Source organism: Blautia sp. KLE_1732_HM_1032, from assembly GCF_025147905.1.
Taxonomy (GTDB): domain Bacteria; phylum Bacillota; class Clostridia; order Lachnospirales; family Lachnospiraceae; genus Blautia_A; species Blautia_A fusiformis.
In genome coordinates this window covers 1,653,088-1,673,298 of sequence record NZ_CP102266.1, presented here as the reverse complement: position 1 = coordinate 1,673,298, position 20,211 = coordinate 1,653,088, and the positions used below count along the sequence as shown (strand labels likewise).

Below are 20,211 nucleotides of genomic sequence, written 5' to 3'. Positions count from 1 at the left end.
CTCCATGAAAACACATGGAGAGTATTTTATTGCTCCCTATGGAGAAAGGAGCTTTTTTATGGAATTAAAGACAGTTGGACTGACAAAAAAGTTCGGTTCCAAAATCGCCGTAGACGATTTGAATATTACTCTGGCTAATGGTGTCTACGGCTTGCTGGGCGCAAATGGCGCAGGAAAAACAACGCTAATGCGGCTGCTTTGCAATATCCAAAATCCCACTTCCGGAAAAATACTGTTGAATGGGAAAAATGCTGTTGGGCTGGGTGAACGCTATCGAAGCCTCTTGGGCTACTTGCCCCAGCACTTCGGATATTACCCGGACTTTTCAGCGTTTGACTTCCTGCTATATGTTTCTGCCCTAAAAGGCTTGGACGAGAAGGCAGCGCGGAAGAAATCAAAAGAACTGCTGGAAGCGGTAGATTTATCAAAGGAAAGTAAGCACAAAATCAAAACTTTTTCGGGAGGCATGAAACAGCGTTTAGGGATTGCACAAGCCATGCTCAATGATCCCCGCATTTTGATTTTAGACGAGCCGACGGCGGGGCTTGACCCGAAAGAGCGCGTCCGTTTCCGCAATTTGATTAGTGCCTTTTCCAAAGACCGCATTGTAATCCTGTCTACGCATATTGTTTCCGATGTGGAGTTTATCGCGGAGGAAATCATTATGATGAAGTCCGGGCAAATCATTCATTTTGGAAATCCGCAGGAGATTACTTCTGAAATCAACGGTCAAGTATGGGAATGTACGGTTCCGACTGCCTATGCGGAAAAATACGCGGCTTCCTATAATACAAGCAATCTGCGGAATACCAGCGAAAACCAGACAATCCTGCGGATTGTTGGAGATCGTCCGCCGATGGAAAATGCAGTAAGGGTACAGCCTACTTTGGAAGATTTGTACCTGTTCTATTTCAAAGGAGGCTGTGAAGAATGAAAAAACTAATTTATTTTGAACTGCGGAAGATTTTTTCCAAGCGTTTATCTATGGTTACCCTTATCGGGATACTTCTATTCTCTGCTTTGCTTTCTTTTTCCACCTATCAAAACAAATACGCTTTTGACCAGAACGCCGGTGAAGGTTCCGGCAAAGCAGCAGTAGAAATCGACAAGGAAATCGCAGCAAAGTATGAAGGAATCCTGACCGATGAAAAAGTGCGACAAATGATGTCTGATTTTGCGCCGACATCAGATTTGCATGGGTTGAATGCGGCCTATATTTACCAAAACGCCATGCAATCCGCAGCCTTTTCACGATTTTCAGATCTGAACGGAAATTGGAACGGATTGAGTGTTTCCGATGTGTTCGGTAATGAAGAAATCAAAATTGGCTATGTAGATGGTTGGCTTTCAACAAGTAAAAACATGGTGCGGGTTTTTATCGCGCTTGCTCTTGCGGTTATCATCATGCTTGCTCCGATTTTCTCCGGCGAGTATGAAGGCGTTGACAATATCATATTGACAAGCAAATACGGAAAAACCAAATGTGCTACTGCAAAGGTAGTAGCTGGCATTCTCACCGCCATTCTCACCACTGCGCTGATAGTAGCTTTTAACTTATTTCTTGCGCGTGCTTTTTACGGAACGGAAGGATTGAATTGCAGTATTCTATTTGCTCCCAGCGAATATGTTGAAGCATTTATCCCTTTTAATATCACCTGTGGGACGCTGCTCAAATATCAAATCCTGTTGGCATTTACCTGTACCATCAGCGTTACAGGAATTACATTGTTGATGTCTGCAATCAGTAAAAATCAGATTGTAGCTTTGGTTGCGGCAATGGCAATTTTTCTGTTCCCGGTTTTGCTGCCGATCCCGGAAACAAATCCATTGTTCCGATTGGTCGGGCTTCTTCCTGTCTACCATGTTCTGGCTGTTTCGCTTCTATCGGTGGAACAAATGAGCAACGGTATGCTGTATGCGATATGGGCAATCCCAACGGCATTGATCTTTTTGGGAATTGGCGCTGGTTTTTCTCGCCATATATTTGCGAAGCACCAAGTTTCATAAATATGGAATAATCTGCCGCACGACGGTAAAAGAAAAAAGCCGTCGTACAGCAGACACATTTTCACGCGCCTATGAAGCGGCGGCTTTGATTTTCAGAGCCGCCGTTTCTTTTCGTCTACTTTAAACCAACGACGACCTAACACCGTGTAAATTCACGGCGGCATATAGGAGGATTGCTGCCGTGTCTATTTTTGCCTCTTTTCATAGTACCCATGATCTACATCAATTAAAAAAAGCATAGCGCCCCCTCCGGGTTATTCCGGCTATGTATGCGAAATTTGTTGGAACCTTAACTATTATGTCATTTCATGCGTCCGTGTGGCTTCATGCCGCCCGGGCGCTTTTGCGTTCTTATGGGGCGGCTTCGGGTCATGTTGGCCCGAAGCCATTCCCCGGTGCCGCTCCCCGCCGCCTTCGTTTCGGTCACTCGTCAACCAACAACCGAAACGGAGGTCAATATGGCTATTATCAATTTGCGGGACTATTACCCATTCTATACATCGGATTGCTTCATGGAAGTATCGGAAGAAGTTGCAGAAATGTTCAAAGAGTTTGATCGTAAAGAGGCAGCCTACCGGCTGCGTACATACCGCCACAAAGCCTACTATTCCCTTGATCGGGATGACGGGCTGGAGCATGAAGCTGTCTTTGTCGTCTTATCTCCCCATGAACTGTATGAGCGGAAAGTGACCATGCAGGAGCTTCATGCGGCGATTGCCAGTCTGCCGAACAAACAGGCAAAACGGATTTACGCTCATTTCATTCTCGGCATGACCAAACAGGATATTGCCCGGGCAGAGGGCGTCCATGAAAAAGTGGTTCGTGTCGCAATCGAGCGAGGTCTGCGGCACTTAGAAAAAATTTTGAAAAATTCTTTGTAAGGCGTACCGATTTAGGCCGGAAAATGAAATGGCTTATGAGAGGCAAAACACTTCGGGTCACAATGGCCCGAGGTTCAGACAAGCCTCATGCAGATTGAAAATTGAATAAAAAGACACCCGGATACGAAGGGAAACGCGCTGTGTGACAGACCCGCCATGACCTCGGATTTCAGAGAATACAGTCTTTGTAAAACTGAGCGAGCGAACAGGTTCATGCCATAGGTGGGGCAAGGCTGGCTCCACCGGAACAGGCGCAGAACCCGGATACTTGCGTTTAGTCACAGTCCGAGCGTTGAAGCGGCCTTGCAAGCCGTGAGCCGTCGCAGGCAATGAGAACGCCTTGCCATCAGAATGGGGAGAGTTGAAATACTATGGGGCATGAAGCCTATGTCCGTCCGGTGTGTCTGAAATGAAGTGAAAACCTATGGGGGAGCCCCCGGCAATGCTGTCTGATGATAGGCCAACCGATCCGGCGTGGCTCCCCATCTTTTCAAAAAAGGAGCACTTTATGGGAAATGCGTTTGGAATGATCCCCGGCTTGGAACCGGACGAATGGAGCAATGACGCCTGCCGTGGTTATGTCATTATGGCAATGGAGGACGGCGGATTTTCAAAGAAGGATATACGGCGTGTTGTGGGGCAGCTTTATGAAGTATTCGACCTCAACAGCTTGGAGGACGCCAAAGAAAAATACCTTTCCAGTCCTTACTGACCTCGGGCCACATTGACCCGAAGTGGAGAAAGCTCAAAGGGCGGCACCTGCTGGGTGCCGTCTTTTGACATTTCCCCACGGGACAAGTGGGAAAGGCAGGCATATACACGCACTTTCGCAAAGGAGGTTTTCAATGACGCAAGCTGTCACTTATGAACGAGAAACAAAGTCTGTCGCATTTCAAGGGAAGATCATTGTGCTGGAAAGCCTCACGCCGGTACTCCCCCCGAAGGAGAAAGCACAGCGCAAAAAAGAAATTGAGCGTTGTCTTTATGAGGTGTTCCGCAAATATGGAGACAGATTTCCCTAATCATTCGCAACATTGTTGTCCGGGGCTGCTGATGGTATAATATAGTTGTAAGGTTGGTAGCTCCATTCCAACAAGGAAAGGAGCCCAATATGGAATTTATCAGAGAAGATTGTATTTACGCAAGACAGTCAGTAGACCGCAAGGACAGTATCAGCATTGAAAGTCAGATCGACTTTTGCAAGTATGAATTGAAAGGCGGGAGCTGCCGGGTATTCAAGGACAAGGGCTATTCTGGCAAGAACACGGACAGGCCGGAGTTTCAAAAGCTGCTGGGCGAGATCCGCAAGGGAAAGGTTCGGCGGGTCATCGTGTACAAGCTGGACCGTATAAGCCGCTCTATTCTGGACTTTGCAACGATGATGGAGCTGTTTCAAGAGTACGATGTGGAGTTTGTATCCTCCACGGAAAAGTTTGATACTTCGACCCCGATGGGACGGGCCATGCTGAATATCTGCATTGTATTCGCCCAGCTTGAACGTGAGACAATTCAGAAGCGTGTCACAGACGCCTACTATTCCCGGTGTCTGAAAGGCTTCCACATGAGCGGTCAGGCGCCATACGGTTATCAGTTGGAGCCTACTGTGGTAGAGGGTATCCGCACAAAGAAAATGGTTTCCGACCCCATAGCCGCCGATCATGTTCGGCTGATGTTTGAAATGTACGCTGAACCGGAAACCTCCTTCGGAGATATTACTCGATACTTCGAGGAACATGACATAAAAATTTATGGCAAATCCATGTTCCGTACATTTCTTTCCCAGCTTTTAAGAAATCCCGTTTATGCACAGGCCGACTTGGAGCTGTACGAATTTTTCAAGAGTCAGGGTGCAGCGATTGTCAATGACGCTTCTGACTTTGCCGGAACAAACGGCTGCTATCTCTATCAGGGGCGGGATGTGAAGGAGGACAAAGACAGGTGCTTAAAAGACCAGATACTTGTTATCGCTCCCCACGAAGCACTCATTTCCTCTGACACATGGCTGAAATGCCGCAAAAAACTTATGGCAAATACCACTTTCCAGCAGGGACGGAAACCGAAAAATACTTGGCTGGCCGGAAAAATCAAATGCGGGCATTGTGGGTATGCTCTGAAAGCCACCCATGTACCAAACAGCACCGGCTATTTTCGCTGTACCAAACGGACGGAAAACAAAGGCTGTCCGGGCTGCGGGAAAATCCGCAAAGAAGAATTTGAGCAATTCATTTTCTCGGCCATGCAGGAAAAGTTCAAAGATTTTCAGATACTCCACGGCAGTGAGGAAAAAGTCAATCCGAAACTGACCGCCTATCAAGTGGAACTGGCACAGGTGGAGGCAGAAATTGAAAAGCTGCTGGACACGCTGACCGGAGCCAATGCGACCTTGCTTGCCTACGCCAACAAAAAAATTGAAGAACTGGACACCCGACGCCAGACCATTTCAAAGGCAATCGCCGAATTGAGCGTTGAAACCATATCTCCCCAGCAGATAAAGAAGTTATCCTATTATCTCGACAACTGGGACAGCATAGATTTTGACGACAAAAGAAAAGCCGCCGATGGTTTGATCTCTACGATCAAGGCCACCAGCGACCGTGTTCAGATAGAGTGGAAAATCTGACATTTCCGCTCTATCGCCCCTCATTTCTATTTTATCTTGTTTGTACCCCTTGTACACCGATGTTTCCATATCTTTTGGGATAAATCCTTTAATTTTACGTGTTCCATTCCATTCAATACAATATTTTTCAAATATAATACTATACCCCATCCATTGACACAAATCATACATAAACTGGTTTGTACGGTCATCTGATTCATTATAATAATGGTACTCCATGTCATAGGAATAATGGTCACACCAAACTTGCAGATATTCTTTTGCAGATACACGTTTATCATTATACGAAACAAATTGATTCTCAGAAAACTTATCCCATTTATCAATACGCTTTTGGTTGAGATTTTTTGCAAATGCAACTTGCACTGCATGATACTCTGTCAGTTTCGCTGCTCGTAAATCTGCATATTTTACTATTCGATCCCAAATATGCGTGAATTCATGAAATAAAATAACTTTTAAATACTCCATAGGACATTTGGCCTTTAAATATTTTTCATTAATCCTTATTTCAAGTTCACTACTGAAAATTGGAGATACTGCCGCATCACATCCACGCATATTCATAAAAGTTATTTTTTTAATTTCCGGCAATTCGTAAAAGCTAATATATATCTTAAAATTTTCATATTCTTCATAGACCATCTTTCGCAATTCAGTTTCTCTCTTTTTTCGACGCTCTTTAATTTCGCCCTCTGATATCATTATAAAACTTCCTGTAATCATACTTTTTCCTGCCTTTTATTTTATTATCAAAAAATATATTTTCTTTAAGTCCTGCATCATCAACCACTAATGTTTTTATCATAGGTTACACTGTTGATTTCTAATCGTTGTACTTAATTAAGTAATTGTTATTCTTTCTTATCGTAAAAAGTTGCCAACAAACGCAAATCAAATCTGGCTGTAACTCCGGTACTATTATTAAACATATACTTTCTGCTGAAGAACTAACTATCAGATTTCCTGATAGTTACAAGGAACTCTCTTTATAATTGTTATAAAGGCTACTTGGAATAGATATCTTCTTTATTCTACTCTATAATATCATGTATTGCTTTATTCTGCGGCTTCGGTCAATACATTAGACTCATACATTTTTATACTGATCTCAAGGCATCCCGCAATAAAGTCTGTAAATTTTTGTTTGTAATGTTAAAGTTGTATTTCCATTCAACCAAAATGACCCCCTTATCTTGACATATTTTGCGTTTTTTCTCATCGAGAACTTTTCTATGCTCCAATGCTTTCTTTCCTCCAAAAAAATCTACATCCGTATAATGTTGTATTCCCTGATATTCTATTCCAACATTTAATTTGGGAATATAAATATCCAAACTTTGGGGAGAAAGCCATTCCGGTCTATATTGAAATATAGCATCTGAATAAGTTTTCTTTACTAATAAAAAAAGAGATTGTTCATGTTTCCATTTAGATATTATGATTCCATTTTCAATTAATTCTCCCTTTAAAATGCTCTTTGCTGTTTTCCAGTCATAATTCTTATCCCCTGCATTCTGTGCCTTAAGATACATAGCTTGTAAAAAAGGCATTAATGTATTTTTTAAATTCAAATACAATTCAAATTCTGATCTAAAAAAGCCCTTTTGCACTAATCCTTCTATATTCTTTCGAGTAGCATATATTATATATGGATTTGTGTCCTTTCTTGTAACATAACCCTGATAATGCATTAAACTATTAGGAACTCTCATAGTATATGCGTAAGAATCATTTCCACAGCATTCCAAATAATAGCATAAATGAACTCCCAGCAATTTATATCCACCGAAGTTCTCTCCCAATACTGCTGAATAAACTAAGTGATTCATTAATTCTATTGTTTCTTTTTTATCGCGACAAAAAATAGCCAAATGATTAATTGTATCATCATCCGGTAATAAATTTTCTATTACATAATCCTTTTTAGCTTCTTTTTTTATTAATGCTTGTATCATAAAATAATTAGGTGTATATGACTCTGGATAAATAAAAGCAACATCTGAATCATCAATATTATTAAACTGCTCTAAAAAGCTCTGTACATATTTATTAACAACATATTTATACGAATTCTCTTCTAATATTGTCTTTTTTGCATCATCCCACTCTTTCAGTGTTTGCCTCCACAAAAATTTTTCATATCCGGATTCAATAAAATCATCTTTAATTTTTTCTATTCCAACATTATATTTTGAAAAGGCTTCTTCTTTCAAAAATTCATTTAAATTCATTTTAATCTCCATTCCGCCGCCTTCGGCAGACGGCACAAATAGCAATGAAAGTGTTCCAACTCTCTACACTGAAGTAAAAACAGTAGCGTTATCATTCTTAGCTCTGTTAGGCGGAGTCTTTTTAGACTTCATTTCCGCTTTCTCATTCAGACTTCACAACTCAAGCAACTGAGGAAGAGAAAATTTATCGGTATCTCCAAGATTTACGATCTTTTTCATCAGCTCATTATATCCCAGAAGCGCATTCATTGGTGTTCGGATATCATGAACGTTTTCCATCAAATCGTGCCTTTGAGAATCTGTATAAAGCTTTCCTAATATGGAAGCCTGTTTGATAATTGCCTTTGGATTCAGAACTTCATATATATGCTTCAACAGCGTTGATCTTGACATTTGGAATTTGTATTTTATAAATAGGTAAGCCCAAAAGCAGACCTGCCCATCTTCCATATTTATTTCATTATACACAAATATCTATCTGTTTTTTACAATACAGACCAACCAGTATTTCAGATATTATAATTTAACCTATTGTGCTATTTCAAATAAAATGTTTAAAAACTTGTAAAAGCCGCAAAAAATCCCTGTTTTTTGATAAACAAATTTTTTAGAATATCAGTTCTTTGATTTTTCCAAGTTCGCAGGTTTCACCGAAAATACTGTTTAATGCAATGCAGAGGTTGTATGCTAATACTTTATTAACCAAACGGGTGCATAAGCCCTGAAAGCTTTTGGCAAGTACTCTTTCTGCATTTAACTGACCGCTTAACTGTGAAAAGACAGTTTCTACCCGTCTTCTCAATTTGAAGATCAGTTGACGCACCGATTTTGGCCAGTTTTCTTTACTGTTGGAACGCTTGAGTGCAAAAAGACAGATCGTTTGTTCCTGCATTTCCTGCATGAGTTTTTCGCCAACATATCCTTTATCTGCTAAAATTGTAATATTTGAACAATTATCCACCAGATCTCGTAATCCTTCACGGTCATCTGTGGATGCCGGCGTAATCTCAAATGCAGTAATGTAACCTTCTAACGTGACCAGGGCATGCACTTTATAGCCGAAGTAAGTTTCCTTTTTAGAAGGGCACTTTCCGTAATCAGCACCCTGGCTGCGAAATGTTTTGCAGTATCGTGCACGTCCGAATTTGCAAACTGCAAGCGGAAAACTATCAATAATGCAATAAGAACTGACCGGAACCGGAAAAACAGAGAGCATCTTTTGTCTTAATAATTCGGTTGTCTGCATCAGAGCACGCCTCATTTATATATGGATAAAACGAACTCTTTTTCCAGTGTTTCCCGTAAATATAGGAGGGAAGAAAAATCCCTCTTCTTTTTTTCCAAGGAGAAAACCGCCTCCGTGCAGGTTAAACATGACTGGAAGTTTTCCTTCATAATTTCGGGGACGGTAAATATCCATGAAATGACAGGGCTTTCCATCTCCCATATAGTCAATGTCACAAATGAGTTCCACATCTTCCGGAAACGGATATTCCGCTTCATGTTTTTTCAGAAAATTATCAAGAAGTTTTTCTTTTTTTGCGGTTTGCTGTGCAATCATTTTATTAAACATGATTTCCCCTCCAGCTATGAAACAATCTACTATTAATACAAATGAATTTTCTTCTCTACAAGTCTGTCACCTTCATACTGCAATTTTACAGAAAAAAAGCGTTTTTCTCCTGAAAGGAGCAGATCAAGAAATACCTGATCCCCCTCCCATGCCGGAAGATTCGGCACCATGGCTTTGTCAACCCAGCAAAGTTCTCCCTCATCACATTCAATCAGTTCTCCTGCATATTCATCGGCCGTGAACACACACATAAGTTCTGATTCGCATTCACTGTTTATAAATGTCACCAGGCCACGGAACTTATAGGAGGTAAGTGTCAGCCCTGTTTCCTCTTTCACCTCACGAACAAGGCATTCTTCCGGAGTTTCCTGACTTTCCACATGCCCGCCAACGCCGATCCATTTGCCCTCATTCATATCATCCTGTTTTTTTACTCTGTGAAGCATCAGGAATTTATCATCGTTTTCTATATAACATAATGTCGTTGTCGTCATTTGATCCCTTCTTTCAGTTCCATCATCCTGCCACTGCCAGTGTGATATAAACCAGGATTGAGACCACACAATACAGAGAATTTGTTGTGGATGCATAAGCACTGCTCTCTTTCTTTCTCAGAAAAGTCTGCATACTGAATGTAGCAGGCGAGGACATATATGTAATAACCGCCAGGTTCAGAAGCCTGGAACCTCCTACCAAATATTTTACTGCCATGAGAACTCCCGCAATCATCACTGCCTGCAAAAGGACTCTCAGCAATATGGTTTTGAGGCAGGGGCTGATAAGTTCCGGCGCAAGTTCCATACTGTACCCAACTACAATAAGAATAATCGGCGTAATGGCCGTTGTCAGAATATTCTCCACACTGAGATAACAATTGCCAAAAGGACTGTCCAGAAGCCGGGTGATCATTCGTGTCAGTCCCGCAATAATTCCAAGAACCGTTCCTATAAAAGCAGGGGTTCGCAATGCACTGTAAAACAGGCTTTTTGCATTGATCTTTTCCCCGTTTTCCGTCTGTCCCAGCATTCCCATATACACACTGAATCCAAAAAGAAGTCCCGCAATATCCAGCACTGCAATCTGTGAAAGATTTTCGCTGCCACAAAGACTTGTATACAACGGGTAAGCCATCATTCCACCTTCATAGATACAGACCAGAAACGGAAGATATTTCTTATATGGCTCGTCCATAAATCTTTTCATCCAGAATCCTGCCCCAAATGAAATCAAGAGCATCACAAACATGATCAGAACCAAAATTCCGATCTTTCCACTGTACTCTGCTGTTGCCAGTGCATGAAAAATTGCCCACAGGAAGCATAATATTTGTTACCAGTGTTTTCATGTTATTGACACCACTCTGATCTAAAAGTTTCCATTTTCTGCACAGGATTCCAAGAATGATCATCGCCAGTACAGGCAAAACAATCTCCAAAACTTCCATCCCTCTGTCTTCCTCTCCATTGTCTTTAATCTTTTGTTTTTATCTGTTTCTGTGCATCTGCAAAATCTCCATCATCACTTCATATACCGCCATATTCTCTCTCACCACCAGAGCCAGGCTCTCTTTCGCCTGATTCAAAAGATGAAAAAGTTTTCGTACACTGGAATATTTTTCCGCGGAGCACCTGGATCTTAAATATCCTTTTTCGTCGTAATAATACTGTTCATCCAGCAATACAACGATCTTCTCCGCATCTCTCACTGCCTGGATACCAAGCTGTCCAGAACCCTCTGGCATCCGCTGCTGATACCCCTGTCCCGCAAAATCATTCAGAAAATTTTCCACCTCGCGGTCATTATTGGCATACACCACTGCAATATGCGGATACCATCTGGGGCTTCTTTTTTCCGGCAGGTGCATCATGTTCTGGATAAAAGAGGAAAGTTCCGCATTGGTACGGATCCGGTTTGTCAGATGGAATTTCTGGATCTCCGGCAGATTTCCCAGGCTTTCCACAATGCTACGATCCATCTCTTCCGGTGAGATCACATCCTCGGAATCACTGGAAAAGATCACCGGCCTGTGCTCACTCCATGTAAGCAGAACCGATAATTTTTCCAGGGACAGAAGATGTGCTTCATCTACCAGAATGCTGCTGTAACAGCCAAGATCCGTCGTTCCGTCCAGCTGAGTATCTGCCAGAAAATCTATCCGCCGCAGACGTTCATGAAGAATCTTCCATTCTTTTCCCGCCTCTCCACAGTGAATGATACAGACTCTCTGGCGCACGGACAACTTCATCGCAATATCATAAAGCAACAATGTTTTTCCGGTTCCTGGAAGTCCGCTGAACCAGAAATATCCTCCTCTTTCTCCACGTATTCTCTTCAGAATCTGCCGTTCAATATCTCTCTGCTGGGAAGTAAGGAAATACTCTTTTTTGAGAAAACGCTCCGGTTCTGTCAGCGGAGAGATCAGATAAAGCTCTGCCTGAAACAGATCCTCGATATCTCCCTCATAGTCCGGGCTTTCTTTCCCCAATGCAATACATAGCTGTTTCCAGTCCCCCTCCACAATGTGATCATGATTGGTCAGTCTCACCAGATGATCTTCACTGCTGATATAGGTATACGACAGGATCGGTTTTCCAAAAACAGACAGATAATACCGGTTCTGGATCAGCTGTCTCCGGATAGCCTCGTCCGACACAATGCCGCTTTTCAGTTCAATATTCACGATCTGGTCATCTTTGATCTGAAGAAGATCGAACTCCTTTCCAAGCTTCGGGATCTGAAACGAATAGAAAAAGCGCAGCTTATACACTTCCTCCATATGCAGTTCCAGTTGCTTCACCAGTGCTTTCATACTTTCCAGTTCCCACTCTTTGATCCTGAGAAAAAAATCTCTGCTGGAAAGCTGGCGTTCCAGCTTCTGGACACATTCCATATTCTGATTTCTTGTAAGTGCATAGATCGATATTGCCTTCATATTTTAACCCTTACCTGCTGTTTATTTCTTTATCCGCAGTGTCCTGAGATGATCCTTCTGCTCCTGTGTGATCCGGTAGCTTTCAATGGATTTCTGGATCGTCTTGTTATGAGTCCAGATATCCATTCTCTGCTCTTCCAGGAATGGAAGGATCTTCTCATACTGTTTTGCCAGTGCTGTAGCAAAATACCAGGCTCGCATCATATTTACATAATATTCTTCCGAGCGGATTGCTGCCACTTTCGCCGGATATTCCAATTTAAATCCTTCGTCCAGATAATGGCGCATCAGCATACTGATCCCGAACCGGATGATATACGGCTTATCCGACTCCATCCAGCGATAAATCTCCCGGATAAATATATCACGGTGTTTTTTCATCATATGGAGCGCCAGCAGATCACAGGTCGCCCAGTTATCAATATACGGAAGAAAACGCTCCAGTTCTTTCAGACATTTATCATAATCTCTGATCTGCTCGATCAGCAGGCCATGGAGATTATTTTCCTCATAATACTGATGAGGAAGAACCTTCAGGAACATTTCGGATCTTTCTGTTTTTCCAAATTCTTTTGCAAATTTCCGGAGTATCGGTGTCCGGATACCGATGATCTTTTCTTTCTCCACAGTCGGAACCAGCCTTGCATGAAAATCCCGATATCCTGTATCCTGCATTTCAAACAGTCTTTTCCGGACATCCCGGATCATCTCTTCCTGATTCATTTATCATCCCCGCCTTTTATACCAAAGATCGCGATCAGAGAACTCACAAGCAGAAGCATGGGGTAAAACAGTTTCGGCATGATCTGAAAAGCAGAAAGCTCAAATCCCAGTTCCTTTGCCGCAGAAATGGCAACCAGCATCTGGGCTCCATATGGGATCACCCCCTGGAAAATACAGGAAAATGTATCCAGGATAGAAGCTGTCTTTCTGGAAGTGATCTTATATTCCAGCGCCATTTCCTTTGCAATGGGGTTGGCCATAACAATTGCCACCGTATTATTGGCTGTTGCGATATCCATAGTTCCAACCAGAAGTCCCATACCAAGAAGTCCGCCTTTTTTCCCTTTAAAAACTCTCTGTATTCCGGAAAGTAGTGCTTCAAAGCCTCCATGCTCCCGGATCAGCGCACACATGGCTGCTACAAGGATAGCCACCATACAGGTCTCGAACATTCCGGAAACACCGGATCCGATATTGGTCAGAAGCTCCACCGGTGTGATATGTCCTCCAAGAAGCATGATAAATGCGCCGGAGATAATTCCGATCAGAAGTACCACAAATACATTGATGCCGATGATCCCGCCGATCAGCACCAGAACATATGGAAAGATCTGTATAAGATGATAATCCTGTACCACTCTTCCCTGGATCTCTGTCTGAAAAGACAGGATAAGGATCAGGATCAGTGTAACAACAGCTGCCGGAAATGCGATCCAGAAATTTTCCCGGAATTTATCTTTCATCTGACAGCCCTGACCGTTGCAGGCTGCGATCGTGGTATCAGAAATAAAAGAAAGGTTGTCACCAAACATGGCTCCTCCCATCACCGATGCCACACAAAATGCCATATCAAAACCGGAAGCTTTGGAAACCGCTACCGCAATAGGGGTAAGAAGCGTGATCGTCCCAACGGAAGTTCCCATAGCCACAGATACGAAGCAGGCAACTACAAACAATACCGCAACAGAAAAACGTGCCGGTATCAGAGAAAGCATACAGTAGGCCACACTTTCTGCACTGCTGCGCCCCACAACACCCACAAAAGAGCCTGCGGTCAGAAAGATCAGAAGCATGGTGATGATATTTTTATCTCCTACTCCTTTTGCCATAAGCTCCAGCTTTCTGTCAAAGCTGATCGTTCTGTTCTGAACACATGCCACCAGGATCGCAGACAGAAAAGCCACAACGATCGGTACATTATAAAATCCCATAGGGATCTTCATCACATACTCAAACAAAATCCCCAGTCCCAGATACAGGACCAGAAAAACACCGATAGGCAGCAGTGCGATCACATTTCCTTTTTTCTTCATTTCCTCCATAAAACAATTCCCTTCATCACTTATTATTTTCCCGGCTTTTTTCTCCGGGTGATCTGTTTTCTATCATATCATATTTCCCCATTCCTGTCCTGCTGCTGACGGAAACTTCTTCATATTTCCGTCACGATCCTGTTATCTCTGATATTTTTTACCTTATTTAACAAGATTTCCACCAATTAAATCGTTCCTTCCGTTGAAATCCAGAGCTTTTTTCAGTATAATTGGCTGTAGACAATTGTGAAAAAGATATCCGAAGGATTTATGTTGATATCTCTGATCACAGTCATTAAAGGAGGAATATGATTATGGCAACATGGAAAAATCTGGACACTCTTGCTTCTTACAGCAAACTTAACAGTCTGAAAGATCACGTGAACATTGCAGAGGCAATGTCCGGCGAGCAGGGTGCAGAACGTGTAAAGAAGTACAGCGTACCGATGGCAGCAGGTTTGGCTTACAATTACGCAGCTAAGGAAGTGGACGAGACCGTTCTTGACGCACTTTCCAAACTGGCTGATGAGGCAGAACTGATCGAAAAATTCCAGGAATTATATAACGGCGCAGTGATCAACACAGGCGAGAAACGTATGGTCCTTCATCATCTTGCACGTACACAGCTTGGCGAGCCTGTTGTTGTTGACGGTGTGGACAAGCGAGAATTCTATGTAGCTCAGCAGAAGAAAGCTGCAGATTTTGCAAACAAAGTACATGCAGGCGAGATCACAAATGAAGCCGGTGAGAAATTCACTACGGTTGTACAGATCGGTATCGGCGGAAGTGACCTGGGACCGCGTGCATTATATATCGCACTTGAAAACTGGGCAAAGGCAAACAACACCTTCAAGATGGAAGCAAAATTCATCAGCAACGTTGACCCGGATGATGCAGCTGCTGTTCTTGCATCTGTAGATCTTGCTCACTCTCTTTTCATCGTTGTATCCAAATCCGGTACAACACTTGAAACTCTGACAAATGAGGCATTCGTAAAAGACGCCCTTACAAAAGCGGGCCTGAACCCGTCCAGACATATGCTTGCTGTAACCAGTGAGACCTCTCCTCTTGCAAAGAGTGATGAGTACCTTACCGCTATTTTCATGGACGACTATATCGGCGGACGTTACTCTTCCGTTTCCGGCGTAGGCGGAGCGATCCTTTCCCTTGCATTCGGACCAGAAGTATTCGCAGACATCCTTGACGGAGCTGCCGAGGAGGATAAGCTTGCAACAAATAAGAACATTCTTGAGAACCCGGATATGCTGGATGCCCTGATCGGCGTTTATGAGAGAAATGTACAGGGATATCCTTCTACTGCAGTTTTACCATACTCACAGGCATTAAGCCGCTTCCCTGCTCATCTTCAGCAGTGTGATATGGAGTCTAACGGTAAATCTGTAAACCGCTTTGGTGAGCCGGTGGATTATGTGACCGGACCGGTGATCTTTGGTGAGCCAGGAACCAACGGACAGCACTCCTTCTACCAGCTTCTGCATCAGGGAACCAATATTGTTCCGCTTCAGTTCATCGGCTTTAAGAAGAGCCAGCTTGGTGTTGATGTTGATATCGAGAACAGCACAAGCCAGCAGAAGCTCTGTGCAAACGTTGCAGCACAGATCGTTGCTTTTGCATGTGGAAAAGAAGATGAGAACCTGAACAAAAACTTCAAGGGCGGACGTCCTTCCAGTATCATTGTTGGTGAGGAACTTACACCGAAGTCTCTGGGTGCGCTTCTTGCACACTTTGAGAACAAGATCATGTTCCAGGGCTTTGTATGGAACCTGAACAGCTTTGACCAGGAGGGTGTACAGCTTGGTAAGGTTCTTGCAAAACGTGTTCTCGCTCATGATACAGACGGAGCACTGAAAGTTTACAGTGATCTTCTTGATATCTGATAAACAGATAGGTACCGTCCCGGAAAATGTTTTTTCGGGACGGTTTTTCTGTATATGTGACCTTAACCGGGAAAGGAAATCATAAATATGCAGCAGATAAAAATGATCGGTCTTGATCTGGACGGAACTCTTCTGAATACAAAAAAAGAACTCACAGAAAATACCAGGCGCGTTCTCAGGGAAGCTATTGATGCAGGTATCCTTGTTCTGATGGCTACCGGCCGGCCATATACCGGCATTCCCGCGGAACTGAGAAATTTTCCGGGAATTCACTATGCTCTCACCTCCAACGGAGCCAGAGTCCTTGATACAGACCATAATAAACTTCTTATCGAGCAGCTTCTTCCCATGGAAAGTGCAAAAAAAGCTCTCCGTATCTTTGAAAAGTATGATACTTTAAGTGAGATCTATTTTGACGGCCAGGGATATGCAGACGCTGCCAAGCTTGATAATGTAGGAAAATACCATCACGACCCTAATATGTGGAATTATGTCCGTACTACCCGTATCGCGGTTCCGGACATCCAGGATGTCATTATAAAAGAAAACAGAAGCATGGATAAAGTCCAGGCGCTTTTTGCAGACATGGAGGAACGTGCCGCCGCCTGGAAGGAATTAAGTGAACTTAAGGAGCTGGAGCTTGTAGGCTCCTTAAGCTACAATATTGAGATCAACGCCGCCGGTGTCAACAAAGGAACCGCTCTTGTTGCTCTTGGCGAAATGCTGGGAATCCCAAGGGAATCCATTATGGCATGCGGAGACGGTGACAACGATGTCCATCTTCTCCGGGAAGTCGGTTTTGGCGTAGCCATGGCCAATGCACAGCCCCAGGTAAAAGAAGCAGCCGATTATATTACTGCTTCCAATGACGAAGACGGTGTAGCACGCGCCATTGAAAAGTTTGCGCTGCACCGATGAGATATTCTATTATGTATGCCAAAAGGAACCGACAGTTTTTACGCTGTCGGTTCCTTTTTTAGAATGGGATTGAATAGCGGTACATTCACATTCGATCAATATTCATAGTTTCCTGCCGGCTGTTTGATCCTGGTAAGAAGATCATGCCAGGACTGATCCCAGATATACCATTTTCCGGTTTTGGAGTGCTTATATGTACAGATCCATCTGGAACTGTCGCTGCCTGCAAAATCAGTAAATGATCTGTAGATCGCAGGAGTGGTCTGAGTCGGTTCAAAATACGGGATATCTTCACTGATGGAATTTCCCTTACCCGGAAGTGTGTCCTGTCTTAACGTAATGGAAATCGGTTTAGACGGAGTATAATTGTTGGCCGGAGTTGCTCCGTTCAGGTAAGAATTACCAAGATATTTATATCCGTTATCCGCTTTCATACGATCCCTCAAAAAGTTTTTATAATACTGAGTCATCTCTTTATTGTTGAGATAAGAAATCATCTCCTCGCAGTCCGTCGGATTGGTCGGTGTCCAGGTACGATATGCAAGGATCAGAAGCGCCATGGTCTTATAGCGTCCGTCTGCCGTTGTGATATCATACTGTTTCAGTTCCTCTGCATTGGTCGGGATCGTGGTAAAGGTGTAAGTATAGGTATTTATCGTTACATTAATGACTTCCTTCTGTCCTTTATCATTGGTGATCTCTTTTTTTGCAGATTTAGTTCCTTTTGTAAGAACCGGCTCCACCTGTTTCTTTACTGTCTGTGTCACGTGGACAGTACAGCTGCCTCGCCAGGTACTCTTATCCCGGACCTGGATCTTTGTTGTTCCCACATTCACTGCCGTTACTTTGCCTTTACTGTCTACAGTTGCAACAGATGTATCATCACTGGTCCATACAAGAATCTCTTTATAATTCTTTACCTGAAGCTGTCTCACATCACCTTTATTCATATGTAAGGTGGTGTCACTTAAAGATGGTTTCGGCACCGGTGTAGGTGTCGGCTTCGGTTTCTGCGCTGCTTTTACTGTAACCTTACAGTTGAATTTCTTCGTATTTGCCTTCGCTGTGATCACTGCCGTTCCTTTTTTCACTGCGGTGATCTTTCCTTTGGAATCCACACGTGCGATCTTCGGATTGGAAGAAGAATATTTCACCTTCACAGTTGTTCCTGTCAATTTAATGGCACTGGATTTCTTTTCTGTTAATGTCAGCGATGTCCTGCTGAGCTTCGGTGTTTCTACCTTTACAACACATTTATATGTTTTTTTGCTTACCTTTGCATAGATCGTTGCGGAACCTTTATTTTTGGCAACCACCTGACCTTTGCTGTTTACGGTCGCAACACTCTTTTTGGAAGATCTCCAGGCAACCTTCTGCTTGGTCCCGGTAACCTTGAGTGTTGTCTTCTCACCTTTTAAAAGAGTTACTTTTGTTCTGTTCAGTTTTGGTGCGGCGCTGACCGTCACACTTCCAAATGCCATCGTAAAAATAAGGCTGATCAGCAGCACAAAACACAACAGATTTTTTTTCTTTTTCATTCTGATTTCCCCCTTTCCGGTAAAACGTATATTTACGTCATATATTGCTTTAATCATATTTTAGAGGAAATCCCTTATAAAAACACTAGCACTTATGATAGTATCCTTGTAAATATGATCGTTTATATTCTTTCATCGCCCATACCGGGGCTTATTGTCAGGAAACAAAAATAAAACAGGACTGATTTTTGATACAGATACTTGAAATCAAAAGTTTCATCTGTTTAAAAATCAGTCCTGTTATATAAAAAATATCATGGTTGATCCGTAATAGCAGGCAGATCAAGGCATTCGCTATCTGCTCATAATGATACAGTCACGTAACATCGCCAGTGCATGCGCTGTAGTCTGCTCGCGGACCCGCATGCGATTTCCTGTAAAGTGGAACTCTTTGGCAATAGCCTTGCCCTTATAGCAGCAGCCCATAAATACAGTACCAACCGGAGTTTCCTTTGTTCCGCCTCCCGGTCCTGCCAGACCCGTCACGGAAATACTGATGTCTGCTCCGGATGCTTTGCAGGCGCCCTTTGCCATTTCTCTGGCACATTTGGCGGAAACTGCCCCCTGCTCCTTCAGAGTACGCTTCTTCACTCCCAGACATTTATGCTTGGCCTTGTTACTGTAAGTCACAAAGCCATAGCCAAACACCTCAGACGCACCGGATACATTGACAATGCGCTGGGCGATCATACCGCCGGTAAGCGATTCCGCCAGGGAAAGCTTCAGATCTTTCTCTTTCAGAAGATCGATCACTGCTTCCTCCAGTGTCTTGCTCTCATCTGTAGCGAAAACATTCTCTCCAAAACGCTTCTTTAGCTCCTTGACAACCGGTTTGATCAGCTTTCTGCAGGCCTTTTCATTCTCTGCGCTTGCTGTCACACGAAGATGCACTTCACCGGTTTTTGCATAAGGTGCAATGGTAGGATTGGTCTGGCTTTCGATCAGATCCTGGATTTCCTCTGCTACCTGACTCTCACCGATCCCGCTAATCTTTACCATCTGGGACACAATGATCTCCGGCTGGTTTTTCTGCAGATATGGGACCACGTACTCCTCGAACATGGGCTTCAGCTCATTGGGAGGTCCAGGAAGAAGGATCGCGGTTTTTCCTTTTTTCTCAAGGATCAGTCCCGGAGCAGTTCCGTTATGATTGTCAAGAACAATGGCTCCCTCAGGAACCATGGCCTGTTTATAGTTGTTCTTCGTGATACGTCTCTGAGGATTGTTTTTCTCATATTCCTTCAGATATTTATCGATCAGTTTCCTTGAGTGGGAATCTTCCTTAAGAGACATTCCCATCAGATCCGCAGTTACTTCCTTGGTGATATCATCCTCTGTTGGTCCAAGACCTCCGGTGAGGATCACAACATCGGAACGATCCAGTGCAGTACGGATCACGTCACGCATACGGCCTTCATTATCACCTACTACATCCTGATAGTAAACACTTAACCCAAGCAGGGCGCATTTTTCAGAAAGATAGGCGCTGTTGGTATTTACGATATTTCCTAGAAGGATCTCGGTTCCTACGGATATCAGTTCTGTGATCATGAAAAGAAACTCCTTTCGTATAC

At 43.2% G+C, this 20,211-nt stretch carries 18 protein-coding genes and 1 pseudogene; 7 read left to right on the top strand and 12 right to left on the bottom strand.

Annotated elements, in window-relative coordinates; all coding sequences use genetic code 11:
• Window positions 1–58 precede the first annotated feature (58 nt).
• From NQ489_RS07860 to NQ489_RS07840, 5 genes are all read left to right on the top strand, one after another.
• The gene (locus NQ489_RS07860) at window positions 59–934 is read left to right on the top strand and encodes an ABC transporter ATP-binding protein (RefSeq protein WP_044961423.1); all 876 of its coding nucleotides are present in this window, start codon (window positions 59–61) and stop codon (window positions 932–934) included.
• Entirely contained in the window at window positions 931–2,007 is a 1,077-nt protein-coding gene (locus NQ489_RS07855; RefSeq protein ID WP_021651276.1) for a hypothetical protein, read from the top strand. Before NQ489_RS07860 ends, NQ489_RS07855 begins: the two co-directional genes overlap by 4 nt.
• 458 nt (window positions 2,008–2,465) lie before the next feature.
• Window positions 2,466–2,888 (top strand): RNA polymerase sigma factor, encoded by a 423-nt coding sequence (locus NQ489_RS07850; RefSeq protein ID WP_044962180.1) that lies wholly within the window; start codon window positions 2,466–2,468, stop codon window positions 2,886–2,888.
• Between the two features lie 508 nt (window positions 2,889–3,396).
• Window positions 3,397–3,600, top strand: a complete 204-nt coding sequence (locus tag NQ489_RS07845; RefSeq protein WP_227249950.1) for a hypothetical protein — start codon at window positions 3,397–3,399, stop codon at window positions 3,598–3,600.
• Window positions 3,601–3,999: 399 nt separating this feature from the next.
• A complete protein-coding gene (locus NQ489_RS07840) occupies window positions 4,000–5,508 on the top strand; it encodes a recombinase family protein (RefSeq protein ID WP_044962184.1) in 1,509 nt (502 codons plus the stop codon).
• A 1,100-nt stretch (window positions 5,509–6,608) separates the two neighbouring features.
• On the opposite strand, the gene NQ489_RS07835 is transcribed toward NQ489_RS07840, so the two are convergent.
• The 10 genes and pseudogenes from NQ489_RS07835 to NQ489_RS07790 all read right to left on the bottom strand — a co-directional run bounded on the left by NQ489_RS07835 (window position 6,609) and on the right by NQ489_RS07790 (window position 14,283).
• The gene (locus NQ489_RS07835; RefSeq protein ID WP_118752692.1) at window positions 6,609–7,742 is read right to left on the bottom strand and encodes a hypothetical protein; all 1,134 of its coding nucleotides are present in this window, start codon (window positions 7,740–7,742) and stop codon (window positions 6,609–6,611) included.
• A 153-nt stretch (window positions 7,743–7,895) separates the two neighbouring features.
• The gene (locus NQ489_RS07830; RefSeq protein WP_044962186.1) at window positions 7,896–8,117 is read right to left on the bottom strand and encodes a hypothetical protein; all 222 of its coding nucleotides are present in this window, start codon (window positions 8,115–8,117) and stop codon (window positions 7,896–7,898) included.
• A gap of 232 nt (window positions 8,118–8,349) precedes the next feature.
• Window positions 8,350–9,000: pseudogene (locus NQ489_RS07825) on the bottom strand (IS982 family transposase); the annotation flags it as partial.
• A 3-nt stretch (window positions 9,001–9,003) separates the two neighbouring features.
• On the bottom strand, window positions 9,004–9,315 hold the full coding sequence (locus NQ489_RS07820; RefSeq protein WP_021652615.1) for a carboxylesterase family protein: 312 nt from the start codon (window positions 9,313–9,315) through the stop codon (window positions 9,004–9,006).
• A 32-nt stretch (window positions 9,316–9,347) separates the two neighbouring features.
• A complete protein-coding gene (locus NQ489_RS07815; RefSeq protein ID WP_021652616.1) occupies window positions 9,348–9,809 on the bottom strand; it encodes an NUDIX hydrolase in 462 nt (153 codons plus the stop codon).
• Window positions 9,810–9,831: 22 nt separating this feature from the next.
• Entirely contained in the window at window positions 9,832–10,518 is a 687-nt protein-coding gene (locus tag NQ489_RS07810; RefSeq protein WP_227945602.1) for a permease, read from the bottom strand.
• Entirely contained in the window at window positions 10,490–10,759 is a 270-nt protein-coding gene (locus NQ489_RS07805; protein ID WP_021652618.1) for a hypothetical protein, read from the bottom strand. The genes NQ489_RS07810 and NQ489_RS07805 overlap by 29 nt, the downstream gene beginning before the upstream one ends.
• Window positions 10,760–10,798: 39 nt before the next feature.
• Complete coding sequence (locus NQ489_RS07800) at window positions 10,799–12,247, bottom strand: DNA/RNA helicase domain-containing protein (RefSeq protein WP_015525175.1); 1,449 nt, start codon at window positions 12,245–12,247, stop codon at window positions 10,799–10,801.
• Window positions 12,248–12,268: 21 nt separating this feature from the next.
• The gene (locus tag NQ489_RS07795) at window positions 12,269–12,970 is read right to left on the bottom strand and encodes a DNA alkylation repair protein (RefSeq protein ID WP_021652619.1); all 702 of its coding nucleotides are present in this window, start codon (window positions 12,968–12,970) and stop codon (window positions 12,269–12,271) included.
• Entirely contained in the window at window positions 12,967–14,283 is a 1,317-nt protein-coding gene (locus NQ489_RS07790; RefSeq protein ID WP_330364189.1) for a Na+/H+ antiporter NhaC family protein, read from the bottom strand. Before NQ489_RS07790 ends, NQ489_RS07795 begins: the two co-directional genes overlap by 4 nt.
• A gap of 314 nt (window positions 14,284–14,597) precedes the next feature.
• On the opposite strand from NQ489_RS07790, the gene NQ489_RS07785 reads away from it, so the two are divergent.
• Both NQ489_RS07785 and NQ489_RS07780 read left to right on the top strand, forming a co-directional pair.
• A complete protein-coding gene (locus NQ489_RS07785) occupies window positions 14,598–16,181 on the top strand; it encodes a glucose-6-phosphate isomerase (protein ID WP_044962188.1) in 1,584 nt (527 codons plus the stop codon).
• A gap of 87 nt (window positions 16,182–16,268) precedes the next feature.
• Entirely contained in the window at window positions 16,269–17,099 is an 831-nt protein-coding gene (locus tag NQ489_RS07780) for a Cof-type HAD-IIB family hydrolase (RefSeq protein ID WP_021652622.1), read from the top strand.
• Window positions 17,100–17,194: 95 nt separating this feature from the next.
• On the opposite strand, the gene NQ489_RS07775 is transcribed toward NQ489_RS07780, so the two are convergent.
• Window positions 17,195–18,637 carry a DUF6935 domain-containing protein gene (locus tag NQ489_RS07775; RefSeq protein WP_049947026.1) on the bottom strand — a complete coding sequence of 481 codons (1,443 nt, stop codon included), beginning with the start codon at window positions 18,635–18,637 and terminating at the stop codon, window positions 17,195–17,197.
• 294 nt (window positions 18,638–18,931) lie between these two features.
• Window positions 18,932–20,188 carry a competence/damage-inducible protein A gene (locus tag NQ489_RS07770; protein WP_021652625.1) on the bottom strand — a complete coding sequence of 419 codons (1,257 nt, stop codon included), beginning with the start codon at window positions 20,186–20,188 and terminating at the stop codon, window positions 18,932–18,934.
• Window positions 20,189–20,211: the final 23 nt, after the last annotated feature.

Bases quoted from the DNA above. Each gene is read 5' to 3' on its own strand.
- NQ489_RS07860 (WP_044961423.1), top strand. From the start codon at position 59: ATGGAATTAAAGACAGTTGGACTGACAAAAAAGTTCGGTTCCAAAATC.
- NQ489_RS07855 (WP_021651276.1), top strand. From the start codon at position 931: ATGAAAAAACTAATTTATTTTGAACTGCGGAAGATTTTTTCCAAGCGT.
- NQ489_RS07850 (WP_044962180.1), top strand. From the start codon at position 2,466: ATGGCTATTATCAATTTGCGGGACTATTACCCATTCTATACATCGGAT.
- NQ489_RS07845 (WP_227249950.1), top strand. From the start codon at position 3,397: ATGGGAAATGCGTTTGGAATGATCCCCGGCTTGGAACCGGACGAATGG.
- NQ489_RS07840 (WP_044962184.1), top strand. From the start codon at position 4,000: ATGGAATTTATCAGAGAAGATTGTATTTACGCAAGACAGTCAGTAGAC.
- NQ489_RS07835 (WP_118752692.1), bottom strand. From the start codon at position 7,742: ATGAATTTAAATGAATTTTTGAAAGAAGAAGCCTTTTCAAAATATAAT.
- NQ489_RS07820 (WP_021652615.1), bottom strand. From the start codon at position 9,315: ATGTTTAATAAAATGATTGCACAGCAAACCGCAAAAAAAGAAAAACTT.
- NQ489_RS07815 (WP_021652616.1), bottom strand. From the start codon at position 9,809: ATGACGACAACGACATTATGTTATATAGAAAACGATGATAAATTCCTG.
- NQ489_RS07810 (WP_227945602.1), bottom strand. From the start codon at position 10,518: ATGAAAAGATTTATGGACGAGCCATATAAGAAATATCTTCCGTTTCTG.
- NQ489_RS07805 (WP_021652618.1), bottom strand. From the start codon at position 10,759: ATGGAAGTTTTGGAGATTGTTTTGCCTGTACTGGCGATGATCATTCTT.
- NQ489_RS07800 (WP_015525175.1), bottom strand. From the start codon at position 12,247: ATGAAGGCAATATCGATCTATGCACTTACAAGAAATCAGAATATGGAA.
- NQ489_RS07795 (WP_021652619.1), bottom strand. From the start codon at position 12,970: ATGAATCAGGAAGAGATGATCCGGGATGTCCGGAAAAGACTGTTTGAA.
- NQ489_RS07790 (WP_330364189.1), bottom strand. From the start codon at position 14,283: ATGAAGAAAAAAGGAAATGTGATCGCACTGCTGCCTATCGGTGTTTTT.
- NQ489_RS07785 (WP_044962188.1), top strand. From the start codon at position 14,598: ATGGCAACATGGAAAAATCTGGACACTCTTGCTTCTTACAGCAAACTT.
- NQ489_RS07780 (WP_021652622.1), top strand. From the start codon at position 16,269: ATGCAGCAGATAAAAATGATCGGTCTTGATCTGGACGGAACTCTTCTG.
- NQ489_RS07775 (WP_049947026.1), bottom strand. From the start codon at position 18,637: ATGAAAAAGAAAAAAAATCTGTTGTGTTTTGTGCTGCTGATCAGCCTT.
- NQ489_RS07770 (WP_021652625.1), bottom strand. From the start codon at position 20,188: ATGATCACAGAACTGATATCCGTAGGAACCGAGATCCTTCTAGGAAAT.